The following is a 13,905-nucleotide window of genomic DNA, read 5'->3' on the forward strand; positions in this document are numbered from 1 at the left end:
CTGAGCGCCTGCCGGCTCGCTACCTCACAGCGAACGGCGCCTGATAGGGCCGGCCGAAGGGCACGCCGTTGATGACGGTCTGGATCGGCTTGAGCTGGGCCTTCCCGTCCCTCTTGTTGTTGCGGGTGTCGACGAAGCTGACCGGTCCCTCCACCAGTTCCATGATGGCGACGTCGGCGGGCGCACCGACCTGCAGCGTGCCGATTTTCGGGGCGCGGCTGATGATTTTCGCCGGCGCCGTCGTGGCCATTGCCACCACCTGCTCCAGCGTGAAACCAAGCGTCATGAACTTGCTCATCACGTTGGGCAGGAAGGGAATCCCCGGCGAATTGCCGGAGAAGACGTGGATGTCGGAGGAAATGGTGTCTGGAGCGCATCCACCGGGGATCGCCACTTCCGCCACGGTGAAATCGAAGCTGCCGCCGCCATGGCCAACGTCGAACATGACGCCACGCTGTTTGGCCGCCAGGGCCGCAGGCAGCAACTTGCCCTCCTGGACGATATTCGTGAAGACGTTGGACATGTTCGGGGCGCCCGAATAGGCATGCGTCAGCACGTCGCCAGGGCGAAGCAAGTCGAGGATCTGCGACATCAGCTCCTTGGACTCGACGCCTCCGATATGCACCATCATCTTCGCCGGCCAGCCGCACATCTCGCACGCCTGGATCCCGCGCTTGAGCGGCTCGAGCCCGTGCTTGAAGATCACGTTCTCCGACATCCGCACTTTGACCCCGAGGAGGAAGTCCGAATTCTCGGCGAGAGCCATGGCGCAGGCCTCGGTTTGCGCGGAGTCGATATTGTAGAGCTCGGCGACGGGGAACGCCGAAAGGCCGTTGTTCGCGATGTGGACGAAGGCGTACATCCGCGCCCGCGTCTGGGCCACGATGAAACGGCGCAGCGCCGCCAGATTGTTGACCCCGCCGTCGCCTGCCGACACGACGGTCGTCGTGCCCTGGAATTGCACCAGCTCGTCGGCGGGAATACCGATCGCCGAGCCGTAGGGATAGACGTGACAATGCAGATCGATGAGGCCGGGCATCACGAGCTTGCCCGACGCATCGATGCTCTTCAGGGCGCGCTCGGCGGGGATCGTCTCCTGGACGGTTTCGATCACGCCCCAACGGATGCCGATATCGCGTCTGGCGCGCAGCGACTGGCTGGGGTCGAGGACCTCTCCCCCGCGGATCACCAGATCGTACTTGTCGTTCGGTCCCATCGTGGCGCGCGCAGGCGCTGTGAGGCAGATAGCTGCGGCTGATGTCGAAAGTGCAAGGAAATCGCGGCGTGACAACGCGGACATGATACCCCCCTTTGCTTTTTATTCGCGGACGCGGCCGGCTTTGACGAGCAGATCCCCCGGGCGCCGACGTACGCGTTCAAAGCGAGCGCGTTGTCAATGATGCCCGTTTGCTCGGGTGATCCAATCCTATGACTGCACACGAGCGCTGAGGAGCCGCGAAATATTTCAGGATTGCATGAACCTTCTGAGACAACCGTCGACTAAGCGAACGCATGGGCCGTTTGGGCCATGTGTGTCGATTGGGCATCTTCCCGCCAGCGCGGATGGTCGACTGCCGACGGGCCGGAAACCGCCGTGATCTTCGCCGCCGGTCATAAGCGACAGGCGACGCAAGCGCGATCTTGCGTCCGGTTTACGGCCGAGAGCCGACGTCACAGCATGGTGCAGCTCGGTTCGGCTCAGGGCCAAAAGCGGACCTTAAGGCCTATCGATAACGATAGAGTAATAGGGTGACGGTCCGCGCTCTGGATCGTTGGTCGTTGCCATTAGAGCCCAAAGTGCACTTGACTACCGTGAGTTCGCGGTTGCAATTGATGGTTGCAACAACTTGCGACCATGTTGGGAAACCGAGCCCTATGTCAACCTCAGACCTGGAAGAACAGATCCGTCGAGTGGTCTCGGATTTGCGCGAGGAGACCACTATTCCGGGCCAGTATGGCTTGCCCGCTTCCGTTCATCAAAGGATGGCCCAAACCTGCACACCGGCGCTGAGCGTGGGTGTGATTGACAACTTCGAGCTGGCGTGGACTCGCGCCTTCGGCACGCTTGCCGCGGGGGCTGAGCCGGCAACGGCGAATACGCCTTTCCAGTCCGGCTCGATCAGCAAGCCGGTGTTTGCCCTCGCCGTGATGAAGCTCGTCGAAATCGGAATCATCGATCTCGATACCGACGTCAACGACTATCTCAAATCGTGGCAGCTACCCGGAAGAGACGGATGGCAACCGCGCATCACGCTGCGGCAGCTGTTGAGCCACACTGCAGGCACCACCATACACGGATTTCCCGGTTATCCGGCTTCAGGGCCGTGGCCCACGGCACCTCAAGTCTTGCACGGCGTCCCTCCAGCAAACACTCAGCCGGTCGTGGTTGATATTCTCCCGGGTACGCAGCACCACTACTCAGGTGGCGGGACGACGATTGCTCAGCAACTTGTCGTCGACGTGACGGGAACGCCGTTTCCCGAGCTAATGCGGAACCTCATCCTGGAGCCGGTTGGATTGACGGATAGCAGCTTCGAACAGCCTCCGCCGTCCGCTTTCGCCAAACGAGCTGCCAGAGGTCACCCCTTGAACGGCACCGAGATAGAAGGTGGCCATCATGTTTATCCGGAAATGGCAGCCGCGGGACTCTGGACCACGGCCGCCGATCTTACTGCGCTCGGCGTTGAGATGATGCGGTCGTTACGGGGCGATGTCTCCAAGCTTGGCCTCGCGCCCGAGACGGTGAGCAGCATGCTTCGGCCTCAGCTGCCGGCCCAGGAGATCGGACAGGAATTCGTGGGGCTTGGCTGGTTTTGCGCGGGTAAAGACCAGAATTTTCGGTTCTTCCACCACGGCTGGGATCATGGGTACGTGGCCACAATGCTGATGCTGCCGGCAATTGGCAAAGGCGCTGTTGTGATGCTGAACTCCAATCAGGGCTCTATGCTGCGGGGCGAGATCATTTCTGCGGTAGGACGTGAGTATGGCTGGCCAGTGCTCCAAGATATTCCGGAGATCAGCGAGGTCGTACCTGACGTCGCGTATGCCGGAACCTATGAGAGCGTCAACCGCAAGATAGGGGTGGCGCAGCAGAGCAACCGCCTTCTCATCGAGTTTGCGGATCAACGGGCGCTTGCGGTGTATCCTGCGGTCGCCGGGGACTTTGTCGCAAGAGCACTTAACTTGCGACTGCGATTTGCCGGCGACGATACCGCAAGACCGTCCGAACTGACGGTCGTCACTGGTAACAAGACCGAGCTGTTCAAGCGCACCAACTAAGACCCATTGTTGTTCTGTGTAGCTTCGGATGCTGATCGAATGTCCGGGATGGGTCCACAAGCCGACGGATCGGCGGACGTCACGGAAGGTCAGCTATGGGGTCACTTGCCGACATAGGCCAAGGCGAGCCGTGAGGCCTGCTTCAGCCTCAAGACGCGGACATCCGACGCCAACGAGCGTGCGCGCTACGCCCGCCGCATCAGCTTGAGCGAAGCTGCCAGCCGCAGGCTGCGCTTGCCGGCGAGCGCGATGCCTTCGAGCTCGCCGCTCTCCTCGGTGCAGGTCCCGGAGAAGCCGATTCCGACCTCGTAGCCGCCGAACACGGGGTTCTCGCCTTTCGCCGGCGTGTGCTCCTGGTTCAGCATCTCGCCCTTCCAGCGGCCGTCCGCCGAGGAATAGGAGCCGAGATAGTAGAAAAACGCATCGCCGCCGAGGATGCGGCCGTCGATCAGCAGCATCACGCCGGACAGTCCGGCATCGACGCCATCGAGCGCGCGCAGGCCCATTCCGTAGAGACCGTTGGCGATGCCGCCCGGCCCGATCGCGCCGCGCGGCGGCAGCGCCCCGTCGTCGAGCCGCGTCATGTTGGCCCAGAAATGGGCGCCCGGCATGGTGTCCGCTCCGCCCTGAAGACGGATCTCGTTGCCGTGCAGCCGGCCGCGCGCCCCGATCTTGGCAACGTCCGCCCCCATCAGCGGCTTGTAGTTGGGATCGAGGTTGTGCCGTTCGGTGATGACCTCGGCGATGATCTCGCCGTCGCGCTCGACATAGGTGCCAAGATGCGCAAAACCCGAATTGCCGCCCAGCATCTTGCCGTCATGCAGGCACATGATGCTGCAGCCGACCGCATCGTTGACGCCGTATTCAACCTTGTAGAGTCCGTCCAGCAACGCAATTCGCCCGCAAAATCAAAAGGAATCGCCGGCTACCTAGCACTGCTGCCGCACCGATTCCACCCGGCTTTTCCGCGCAGGGCTCCCCGGGAGGCCGCGCTCTGCCATGGTGCCATTATGCCCCTGTTTTGCCCGACGGGTCAAATTTATTTCGTAAAATCAGCAGAGCGGGATTTCGCTGTGATTTCAGTGCCCCGGCTACTGTGCATGGGGTTGTTTTTCGACTTTTTGTTTTGGCGGCCCTAGTGACGCTTGAAATACTGCACCTCGCGCTCGTGCTTCTGGGCCGCCGCACGGCTCCTGAAGGTGCCGAGGTTGCGGCGCTTGCCGGTCTTCGGATTCACCTTGCGTGAATAGAGGCGATATTCGCCGGATGCCAGTTTACGGATCATGATCGGGCCTCCTGCTGATCGGGGTCAACGACCGGTGCCGGAGCCGGTTCCTCCCCCGCTTCGAACCGTGAGGCGCAAGCTTGCGACCAAGGCGCATGCAGCAGACAGAGCCATCCCCCGAACAGCAGATCGCCGAATTCATCGCCAGTGCGGCGAAGCAGCCGCTGCTCGATGCCGCCTTCGAACTCTGGCGCTGGCGCTACCGATTGGATTCGATCGAAGGCCGTCCGACCGCCGAGGAGGTCCGCATCAATCGCACCCTGACGCCGCAGCAGATGGCCGCGAAATATCGCTACGACCGCGACCATGCCCACGAGGGGCCGATGTTCGGCTACGTGAAGCGGGCCCATCCGCATGCCGACGACGATGCGATCCGGAAGGCCATCATCACCGCCGTCAAGTTCGAGAGCGCGACGGAAGCGCATTTCAAATGGGACGGTGATTTCTGGGCCTGCGTCGTGCGCGCCGTGGCGCAGGCCGCCGCAGAGTATCCCGACTTTCTCGAGACGACCTATCGCGACGCCCGCAACAATCTCGCCTACTACATGAAGTGAGCTAGAGCATGATCCAGAAAAGTGTGCAGCGGTTTTCCGAAAAGATCATGCTCAAACAAAGAATTTAAAGCGCGATCTCATCGCGCTTTAGAAGCACAGCGTGGTGACGAGCTTGCCCTGCTTGTCCTTGATCGCATAGGGACAGCGAATGCGCTCCAGCGCCTTCTTGGCATCGTCGTCGCCGAGCGCTGCGGCGCGCTCGTAATAGGCCTTTGCGGCGTCCTTGTCCTTGGGCCCACCGCGGCCGCCTTCCGCGAAGGCGCCCATCCGCTCCAGCGCACCGGGATGGTTCTGCGCCGCCGCCTTCTCGAACAGCGCGCGCGCCGCGACGTCGTCCTTCGCGCCGCCATCGCCTTCAGACAGCATCAGGCCGAGCTGGTACTGCGCCTCCGCATTGGTCTCGGCGGCCTTGCCCAGCAGCGCGCGGGCCTGGGCGGGATCGGCCGGCGCTGCGCCACCTGCGCTGCCGAGCGCGGCAAGGTTGCTGACGCCGCGGGGATTACCGGCTTGCGCTGCCTTCTCGAACAATTTGCGCGCCTGCGCTTCATCCTTGGCGACGCCGGCGCCGGTACCGTAGAGCACGCCGAGCTCGACCATGGCCGCACTCGATCCCTTGTCGGCCGCCTTGCGCCAGGCGGCGATCGCCTCCGCCGTCTGCCGGTTCGCCGCATAGGCGCGGCCCAGCGCGAACATCGCGCGGCGAGAAGAGCCTGCCGCCTGCTTGCAGAACTTGATCGCGGTCGCGACGTCGGAGGGAGCGATCTCCGCAACGCCCTTCACGTCCGCCGGCTTGTCGGGATCGCTGGGATCGGCCGCAACCCGGTCGCACAGGACGAGGTCGGCCGACTGCGCGTGGGCTGCGAGAGGCGCGGCGAGTGCGAGAGCGATGGCAAGGAGATGAGTTCGCATGATCGCTACGTTGCGTCCCCGCCCCGGCAAATTCAAGGCTCGAGCCCGGATTGGCGGAGGACAGGAACGACCTCCGGTGAGGCCAGGTATCGCAGCAGCCGGTCGGCCGCGACGGCATTGTTCGCGTTCGCCATGCGGCCGGCGGAAAAGACGGCGGGCGTTTGCAGCTCATGCGGGATCGGGCCGACCACCTCGATGCCGCCGACCTGCTTCAATTCGCTGATCTGCTGCACGGCAAGGTCCGCCTCGCCGCTGACGAGCCGCTCTGCCGTAAAACCCTGCTCGACGATGGTGGCCTTGGCATTGATCTCGGCCGCGCCCCCCATCCGCACGATCAGCTGGGCGAAGTACACGCCGCTCGCACCGAGCCGCGAATAGGCAACGGACCGCGCGGCGAGCAGCGTCTGGCGCAGCGCGGCTTCGCTGCCGATATCAGGATGCACCTGCCCTGCCCGCACGGCAATGCCGACATAGGAGCGCGCCAGATCGGCTGCACTCTCGGCAACGACGCGGCCCTCGCCGATCATCTCGTCGAGCCCCTCGCGCGTGAGGATGACGAGATCGGCGGCCTCGCCCTCGCGCAGCCGCTTGAGCAACGCCAGGGTCGGCGCGAAGTCGGCATCGACATGAATGCCGCTGGCGGTCTCGAAGGCCGACGACAGGCTGCGCATCGCACCCATCAGGCCGAGCGTCGAAAGCATGCGGATGGTGTCTGCCATGTGAATTCCCGGAAAAGCGTTCAGGCGCGGTGCATCAGCTTGAGCGCGGCGGTGAGGCGCAAGGATCGCTTGCCCGCAAGCGCCGTCGCCTCCAGCACCGCCTCCTCGGCGTCATAGCTGCCGGAGAAGCCGATGCCGACCTCGTGGCCGCCGAAGATCGGATCGTCCTTGGCTGGCGTGTGCTCCTGGTTGAGGATCTGCCCCTTCCAGCGGCCCTTCGCGGCGGTGTAGCTGCCGAGATAGTAGAACGCCGCATCGCCGCCGAGGATGCGGCCCTGGTTGAGCAGCACCACGCCGGTGAGGCCACCGTCGATGCCGTCGAGCATGCGCAGATGCACCGAGTAGAGGCCGTCAGCGATGCCGCCCTCGCCGACGCCGCCGGCGATCGGCACCTCGTCCTCCGTGATCGGCGTCATCACCGACTGGAACGGCACGCCCGGCAGTTCCTTCAGCTCCCCCTTGAAGCGATAGAGATCGCCGTCGGCCCAGCCCTTCGCCAGCAAGGTCGCATCATCGGTGCCGGCCATGGCGCGGTAGTTCGGATCGGGATTGTGCCGGACCGTCTTGATCACGACGTCCACGCCCTCGTTGGTCTTCTCGTAGGTGCCGATATGGGCGAAAGCCGAATTGCCGCCGAGCATCTTACCGTTGCCGGCATGCATCACGCTCCGGCCGACGGCGTCGCCGAGCTGAAACCGCACCTTGTAGAAACCCTCAAACACCAGCCGTGTCCCCGGCCCCAGCGCGCATCCAGGGGCACTCTATCCCGCTTTCGACGGCGGCGGACAAATTTCGCGCGGCACAGCCCCGCACGTCACGGGATTGCTGTCATCAGAATGCAAAAATCCGCCGGAGCCTTCGCTCCGGCGGATTGTGAGCCAACCCGGGCCAGCCCCCCAGCCCGGGCCGGGAGGATCTTAGGCCGCGGCCTTCTTGTCGGTCGGCACGGACGAGATCGTCTTCAGGATCTGCGAAGCGATCTGGTAGGGGTCGCCTTGCGAGTTCGGACGGCGGTCTTCCAGATAGCCCTTGTAGCCGTTGTTGACGAAGGAGTGCGGAACGCGGATCGAGGCGCCGCGATCGGCAACGCCGTAGCTGAACTTGTTCCACGGCGCGGTCTCGTGCTTGCCGGTCAGACGCTTGTCGTTGTCCGGGCCGTAGACGGCGATGTGGTCCATCAGGTTCTTGTCGAAGGCAGCCATGAGCGCCTCGAAGTACTCCTTGCCACCGACCGTACGCATGTACTCGGTGGAGAAGTTGGCGTGCATGCCCGAGCCGTTCCAGTCGGTGTCGCCGAGCGGCTTGCAGTGGAATTCGATGTCGATGCCGTACTTCTCGGTGAGGCGCAGCATCAGGTAGCGGGCCATCCACATTTCGTCAGCGGCCTTCTTGGAGCCCTTGCCGAAGATCTGGAATTCCCACTGGCCCTTCGCGACTTCAGCGTTGATGCCTTCATGGTTGATGCCGGCAGCCAAGCAGAGGTCGAGATGCTCTTCGACGATCTTGCGGGCGACGTCGCCGACGTTCGAGTAGCCGACGCCGGTGTAGTACGGGCCCTGCGGAGCCGGATAGCCGGACTCGGGGAAGCCGAGCGGACGGCCGTTCTTGTAGAAGAAGTATTCCTGCTCGAAGCCGAACCAGGCGCCGGAATCGTCGAGGATGGTGGCGCGCTTGTTGGAGGCGTGCGGGGTCTTGCCGTCGGGCATCATGACTTCGCACATCACGAGCACGCCGTTGGTGCGCGCTCCGTCCGGGAACACGGCGACCGGCTTCAGCACGCAATCGGAGCTGTGGCCTTCGGCCTGCTGGGTGGAGGAGCCATCGAAGCCCCAGAGCGGAAGCTGCTCGAGCGTCGGGAACGACGCGAATTCCTTGATCTGAGTTTTGCCGCGCAAGTTCGGAGTCGGCGTATATCCGTCGAGCCAAATGTACTCGAGCTTATACTTGGTCATTGAGCCTCTCTGTAGATGATGCGAAAGGTTGGGGGCCCTGGGGCCCCCGCACGTTTTGTACCCGGCCATCATCGGCCGGCCCTCTACAAGCATTTAACGTGCCAAAAGGCCGCAGTGCGGGAGGTTTTCCACGGCAGCCGGCCTCGCCGCGGCGCCGGCAACCGTCCACAGCGACCTGCGTCATAGCCGCGCACCTTCGCGTGAAGCTGCACCGCAAAAATCCCGCGGAAAACGCCTGATTCTGGAGCAAGGCGACCGGTGCCGGGGGGTGCCGATGAAACGCGCATCAACGTCCGGCAATTTTCGTAAAGCCCCGGGCCCCTGCCTAGCAACCTTTGGAATGGCCTAGGCGTTAGCCACTCATACGGTGCCTTTGGGGGTGCAGGCAGCTGCGTGCCTACAAAATAGGCCGCAACTGATCTCCTTTTCAGCACTTTCCAATTCGGGATGCGCGGCCGATATGGGGATTCCAGTAACCACAATCGAACGAGTCGGGCGCACCATGGAGGCCACGGCGCTTCGACCAAGGAGAATCGCAATGATGAACAATGGTCTGAGTCACGGATCTGCGAAGATCTACCAATTCCCTGTCGGGGGCCGCGCGGCTCTCGCCGGACGCCGCTATGGCGATACCCGCCTTCCCGCCGATCACGCTTCGCTTCCCGCGAACGTCTCGATCTGCAGCGAGAGCTGGTACCACCAGGACGCGGTCGACGAAGCCAAGCCCAAATGGGAACGCTAATGCCAGCTGCTGGTTTGGTACCGCCGCGCTCTCGCAAGCAGCCGGCGGCAGTTTGAAAAAGGGTCGAAACAACGGTGTTTCGGCCCTTTTTGATTCCAGTCGTCCCCCCGGCTAGATCCCGGGCTTTTCGATCACTGCGCAGGCCGTGACCGGCCGCTTCAGATGCTTGACCGTGGTCGTTCCGGTCTTGCCGATAACAAGCGTGATCCCAGCCCCCGAATAGCGTGCGCCCGAGACCGACAGCCGCTTGGCGAGCGTGACGGGTTCGCCGTCGATCTGGAGGAAGGCGCGCTTGTCGTAGTCATAAAATCCCACGATGAACTGCGTACCATCGGCGCAGCGGTAGGTCCGGAAGGTCTGCGCACCCGCCTGCCGCACTCCCAAAAATCCAACCGCCAGCGTGGTGATCGCCAAAACAATGGCCTTGTGCCGGCCCATGATCGCCCCCTGTAATAGACCTCAAGGACGCCCGCCGTGCGTCCGTTGGAACCATAACCCAAGCTGATCCCATGCAAGACTCTTCCCTGAAAGACTCCCCTGCCCGCCATCTCGCCTTGCAAGGCGCCAGCAACTTTCGCGATCTCGGCGGCTATCGGACCGCCGACGGCCGCACCACGCGCTGGCGGCACATCTTCCGCTCCAATCATCTCGGGCAGCTCACCGCAGCCGATGTCGAGATCGTGCGCGCGCTCGGCGTCAGAAGCGCATTCGATTTTCGCGGTGTCGAGGAGCGCGCGGCCGGCGTCTGCGTCGTCAACGAGATCGCGGTGTATTCGCTGCCGATCGAGCCGACCGTCGTCGCCGCGCTGCGCGCCGAGCTCGCGCAGGGCGCGTTGACGGCACCGGTCGCGCTCGAACTCATGCGCGAATCCTATCGCAACTATGTTCGCCACAACACGCACAGCTTTCGCGCGCTGTTCAGCCATCTGCTCGAAGACCGCGCTCCGCTCGTGATCCACTGCACCGCCGGCAAGGACCGCACCGGCTTTGCCAGCGCGCTGATCCTGCATGCGCTGGGCGTCCCCGACGACGTCATTTCCGAGGATTACCTTTTGACCAACCAGCACTACAAGCGCGACCCATCGAACGCCGCCGATCTTCCCGCCGACGTTCTCAACGCGATCGGCTCGGTCGAGGCCTCGTACCTCGCAGCAGCCTTCGAAGCCGTCGGGCGCGACTATGGCGATCTCGAAACCTACTTGCGCGATGGGCTCAAGCTCGGCACAGCAGAGCGCACCGCACTGAAGGCGCGTTATCTGCAAGCGTAGCTGGCTGCACCGGGAGAACGATGATGCAAGGCAAGGTTCTGGTCGTCACCGGCGTGCTCGGCGCGCTTGGCAAAGTGGTCGCCGAAGTCGCGCAGTCCCGCGGTGCGCTCATCGCCGGCATCGATCATGCGCCCTCGCAACTAGCGGCGACGCCCGAGCGCATCGAGATCGGCGGCGTCGATCTGTCCGACGCGGCACAGGCGAAAACGGCGATCGATGCGGCGGCGAAGCATTTCGGCCGGCTCGACGCACTGATCAACATCGCCGGCGGCTTCGCCTTCGAGACTGTCGGCGACGGCGACATCACGACGTGGCAACGCATGTATGCGCTGAACGTGCTGACGGCGCTGAACACCTCGCGCGCAGCGCTGCCGCATCTCGCCGCGTCCAGGGCCGGCCGCATCGTCAACATCGGCGCCATGGGCGCGCTCCAGGCCGGCAACGGCATGGGCCCCTATGCCGCCTCAAAGGCCGGCGTGCATCGGCTCACCGAGGCGCTCGCCAGCGAGTGGAAGGGCAAGGTCACCGTGAACGCGGTGCTGCCCTCGATCATCGACACCAAGGCCAACCGCGCCGACATGCCGAAAGCGGATTTTTCCAAGTGGGTGACGCCGCAGGAACTCGCCGAGGTGATCCTGTTCCTCGCCAGCGACGCGGCGAGCGGCATCACCGGCGCACTGATCCCGGTCGGCGGGCGGGTGTAGCTGCGTTCAGATCGGAACGTCCGGGCGAGGCTCGGATTCAATCGGAGCCGAGAAGGCTCTAGACTGCACGCAACTGATTCTTCGATCGGACCACAAGTGGAAACCGCGCTCTACCTGCCCGTCAAACGCTTCCTCGAAGAGCTCGGCTTCACCGTCAAGGGCGAGATCGGCGGCTGCGATCTCGTCGGCCTCAGCGCCGGCGATCCGCCTGTGGTGGTGATCGGCGAGCTCAAGCTCGCCTTCAATCTCGAGCTGATCCTGCAGGCGGTCGACCGCGCGCCGGCCGGCGACGAGGTCTGGATCGCCGCAAAAATGTCCGCGCGTGGCAAGGGACGCGAGAGCGACGCACGCTACCGCAATCTCTGCCGCCGCCTCGGCTTCGGCATGCTGGGGGTCACCGACCGCGGCCAGGTCGAGGTGCTGGTGAAGCCGCCGACGGCGGCCCCGCGCCGCGAGCCGAAGATTCGCTCACGACTCGTTGCCGAGCATCAGCGCCGCCAGGGCGATCCCGTACTCGGCGGCAGCACGCGCGCGCCGATCATGACGGCCTACCGGCAGCAGGCGCTGGCTTGCGCGTCGGAGCTCGCGACGGGCCCGCGGCCCGTGCGCGAGCTGCGTGTGCGCTGTCCCGATGCCGGCAAGATCTTGCTTAACAATGTGTATGGCTGGTTCGAGCGTGCCGAGCGGGGAATCTACGGGCTCACCGAGGCGGGACACGCCGCCCTGAAGCGCTGGCCACAGCACCGGGTCGAGGCCGATGCCGGTGCTCCGCCACCACCCTGACACCGGATCGATGCAAGTGGTGAATAGCTGAGATGCCACACCAATTTCATATTGCAATGCAACATAGGCGGCACTAGGTATCCCGGATCGAAACGAGGCCCCCATGAGCGCAGACTGGAATACCAAATATGGCACGCGGCGCGTGCGTCACGATCCGCCGACCCTGGACGAGGCGATCTTCGCCGCCGTCGGTATCACCGACGACCAGGAGCAGCAGGCCGAGATCGCCGCAGCTCTGATGGGGATGCCGCTCGATGTCGTCCAGGCCGAGGTGAAGAAGCAGGCCCGCACCAACAGCCGCATCACCGCCACGCGCGTGATCGCCGGCGAACAGGGCGCGCAGCGCTCGGTGGTGGTCGAACGCCGCGTCGTTCGCCGCTTCAGCGCCGCTACGCGCACCGGCACCTGAGCGTTTATTTCTCGATCCGACATACAAAAGCGGACCGGTTTTGCCGGTCCGCTTTTTGATTCCAGTCGGCCTCTTTGAACTAGGCGGCGCGATTGCCGTACATGCTGGAGATGATCTTCCAGCAGGTCGAGTTGAAGCTGAGAAGCGCGCGCCCAGCCTTGAACGGCGCGGCCGCGAGATCGGCCAGCTCGTCCTCGGTCGTCTTGGTGAGATCGATCGTGCCGGTCGATTCACCGTGGCGGAATTGCAGATGCGCGCCGAACTTCCTGGCGAGCGCCCGCATCGCGTGATTCTCGGCGCCCGTGGTGATGCGCAGGTGCTTAAAACCCTTCCAGCGCGCTTCCGCGATCAGGCGGCTGAACAGGATGGTGCCGACGTTCTGGCGCCGCGCCGAGGCTTCCACGCTGAAGGCAACCTCGGGCAGCGAATCACCCTCCGGCGGATGCAGCTCGGCTGCACCGCGGACCACGCCATCGACGATATAGGCGACGATGACGGTGCCGTCCTCGGCACAGCGGGCGGCGTAACGCTCGATGAAGCTGTCGTCGAGAAAGCCGTTGAAACGGTCATGCCGGCTCTCGGCATCGAGTCTCAGCAGGTGATCGCGCAGAAGCGGCAATTCTTCCTGCTGGCTCAGGGTCCGCACATAGCCCGGAACGGACGTCGCGCGGGCGGTGTCTTCAAGTACCACGTCAAAACTCCTCTTGGTGTCCCTCGAGGAGGCGTTCGAATCCCTAGGCCCCCTATATTGTGCATCGCAACACGCTTTTCAAGGCGGGAGCCTGCCCAACTTAGCGGCATCGGGAACGACTATTTCGTTAACAGAATCAATGCCCCGTAGTCTTACAGGACCAGCTGGGTCTGGGTCACCACAGCCACCAGCTTGCCATCCTCGGTCTCCAGCCGCGTGGTCCACACCTGGGTCCGCCGGCCCCGGTGGACCGGGGTGGCGGTGGCGATGACCGTGGCCCCCTCCTTGGCTCCGCCGATGAAATTGGTCTTGCTCTCCAGTGTTGTGGTGCCCTTGGCGTCTTCGGGCAGATTGATCACGGTCGCCGCAGCGCCGACGGAATCGGCCAGCGCCATCAGCGCGCCGCCATGGATGGTGTGATGCAGCGTGCAGAGATCAGGCCGGACCGTCATCCGCGCCACCACGCGGTCCTTCTCGGCCTCGACGAACTCGACGCCTTTGAGCTCGGCGAACGGCATCTTCATCGCTTTAAGTTTCTCGAGCGGCGTCATCGGATCTCCTCCCAATTCGTTGTGTTCTCAGCGTGAATTGCTTCGCGCAGCAAGGCAAT

The 13,905-nt window shown here is 63.8% G+C and carries 17 protein-coding genes; 7 read left to right on the plus strand and 10 right to left on the minus strand.

Annotated features, from left to right (window positions below; genetic code table 11):
• Positions 1 to 19 precede the first annotated feature (19 nt).
• Positions 20 to 1,300, minus strand: a complete 1,281-nt coding sequence (locus N2603_RS24890) for an amidohydrolase/deacetylase family metallohydrolase (protein WP_260384223.1) — start codon at positions 1,298 to 1,300, stop codon at positions 20 to 22.
• Between the two features lie 575 nt (positions 1,301 to 1,875).
• Here N2603_RS24890 and N2603_RS24895 point away from each other — a divergent pair.
• A complete protein-coding gene (locus tag N2603_RS24895) occupies positions 1,876 to 3,279 on the plus strand; it encodes a serine hydrolase domain-containing protein (RefSeq protein WP_260384224.1) in 1,404 nt (467 codons plus the stop codon).
• A gap of 185 nt (positions 3,280 to 3,464) precedes the next feature.
• On the opposite strand, the gene N2603_RS24900 is transcribed toward N2603_RS24895, so the two are convergent.
• Complete coding sequence (locus N2603_RS24900; protein WP_260384225.1) at positions 3,465 to 4,169, minus strand: hypothetical protein; 705 nt, start codon at positions 4,167 to 4,169, stop codon at positions 3,465 to 3,467.
• A 245-nt stretch (positions 4,170 to 4,414) separates the two neighbouring features.
• Positions 4,415 to 4,564, minus strand: a complete 150-nt coding sequence (locus N2603_RS24905; protein WP_260384226.1) for a hypothetical protein — start codon at positions 4,562 to 4,564, stop codon at positions 4,415 to 4,417.
• 95 nt (positions 4,565 to 4,659) lie between these two features.
• On the opposite strand from N2603_RS24905, the gene N2603_RS24910 reads away from it, so the two are divergent.
• The gene (locus N2603_RS24910; protein WP_260384227.1) at positions 4,660 to 5,118 is read left to right on the plus strand and encodes a hypothetical protein; all 459 of its coding nucleotides are present in this window, start codon (positions 4,660 to 4,662) and stop codon (positions 5,116 to 5,118) included.
• 87 nt (positions 5,119 to 5,205) lie between these two features.
• Here the strand turns inward: N2603_RS24910 and N2603_RS24915 are convergent, their stop codons facing one another.
• The 4 genes from N2603_RS24915 to N2603_RS24930 form a co-directional block, all read right to left on the minus strand.
• Complete coding sequence (locus tag N2603_RS24915) at positions 5,206 to 6,027, minus strand: tetratricopeptide repeat protein (RefSeq protein ID WP_260384228.1); 822 nt, start codon at positions 6,025 to 6,027, stop codon at positions 5,206 to 5,208.
• A gap of 32 nt (positions 6,028 to 6,059) precedes the next feature.
• Positions 6,060 to 6,746, minus strand: coding sequence for a substrate-binding domain-containing protein (locus N2603_RS24920; RefSeq protein ID WP_260384229.1), 687 nt, complete (start codon positions 6,744 to 6,746; stop codon positions 6,060 to 6,062).
• Positions 6,747 to 6,766: 20 nt separating this feature from the next.
• A complete protein-coding gene (locus tag N2603_RS24925; RefSeq protein ID WP_018644726.1) occupies positions 6,767 to 7,468 on the minus strand; it encodes a GrlR family regulatory protein in 702 nt (233 codons plus the stop codon).
• A 195-nt stretch (positions 7,469 to 7,663) separates the two neighbouring features.
• Positions 7,664 to 8,698, minus strand: coding sequence for a glutamine synthetase beta-grasp domain-containing protein (locus N2603_RS24930; RefSeq protein ID WP_018644727.1), 1,035 nt, complete (start codon positions 8,696 to 8,698; stop codon positions 7,664 to 7,666).
• Between the two features lie 538 nt (positions 8,699 to 9,236).
• Here N2603_RS24930 and N2603_RS24935 point away from each other — a divergent pair.
• On the plus strand, positions 9,237 to 9,440 hold the full coding sequence (locus tag N2603_RS24935; RefSeq protein WP_260384230.1) for a DUF2735 domain-containing protein: 204 nt from the start codon (positions 9,237 to 9,239) through the stop codon (positions 9,438 to 9,440).
• Between the two features lie 111 nt (positions 9,441 to 9,551).
• On the opposite strand, the gene N2603_RS24940 is transcribed toward N2603_RS24935, so the two are convergent.
• Positions 9,552 to 9,878 carry an MliC family protein gene (locus tag N2603_RS24940; protein WP_260384231.1) on the minus strand — a complete coding sequence of 109 codons (327 nt, stop codon included), beginning with the start codon at positions 9,876 to 9,878 and terminating at the stop codon, positions 9,552 to 9,554.
• Between the two features lie 86 nt (positions 9,879 to 9,964).
• Here N2603_RS24940 and N2603_RS24945 point away from each other — a divergent pair, with 86 nt between their 5' ends.
• From N2603_RS24945 to N2603_RS24960, 4 genes are all read left to right on the plus strand, one after another.
• Positions 9,965 to 10,708 (plus strand): tyrosine-protein phosphatase, encoded by a 744-nt coding sequence (locus tag N2603_RS24945; RefSeq protein WP_260424248.1) that lies wholly within the window; start codon positions 9,965 to 9,967, stop codon positions 10,706 to 10,708.
• A gap of 23 nt (positions 10,709 to 10,731) precedes the next feature.
• On the plus strand, positions 10,732 to 11,412 hold the full coding sequence (locus N2603_RS24950) for an SDR family oxidoreductase (protein WP_260384232.1): 681 nt from the start codon (positions 10,732 to 10,734) through the stop codon (positions 11,410 to 11,412).
• Positions 11,413 to 11,508: 96 nt separating this feature from the next.
• Positions 11,509 to 12,195 (plus strand): DUF2161 domain-containing phosphodiesterase, encoded by a 687-nt coding sequence (locus N2603_RS24955; protein WP_260384233.1) that lies wholly within the window; start codon positions 11,509 to 11,511, stop codon positions 12,193 to 12,195.
• A 103-nt stretch (positions 12,196 to 12,298) separates the two neighbouring features.
• Entirely contained in the window at positions 12,299 to 12,604 is a 306-nt protein-coding gene (locus N2603_RS24960) for a hypothetical protein (protein WP_018644733.1), read from the plus strand.
• Positions 12,605 to 12,683: 79 nt separating this feature from the next.
• Here the strand turns inward: N2603_RS24960 and N2603_RS24965 are convergent, their stop codons facing one another.
• Together N2603_RS24965 and N2603_RS24970 are read right to left on the minus strand one after the other, a co-directional pair.
• Positions 12,684 to 13,295, minus strand: a complete 612-nt coding sequence (locus N2603_RS24965; RefSeq protein WP_018644734.1) for a GNAT family N-acetyltransferase — start codon at positions 13,293 to 13,295, stop codon at positions 12,684 to 12,686.
• Positions 13,296 to 13,447: 152 nt separating this feature from the next.
• Complete coding sequence (locus tag N2603_RS24970; protein ID WP_018644735.1) at positions 13,448 to 13,846, minus strand: PaaI family thioesterase; 399 nt, start codon at positions 13,844 to 13,846, stop codon at positions 13,448 to 13,450.
• Between the last annotated feature and the right edge of the window lie 59 nt (positions 13,847 to 13,905).

Origin of the sequence: Bradyrhizobium huanghuaihaiense (genome assembly GCF_025200885.1) — a bacterium.
GTDB lineage: Bacteria > Pseudomonadota > Alphaproteobacteria > Rhizobiales > Xanthobacteraceae > Bradyrhizobium > Bradyrhizobium huanghuaihaiense.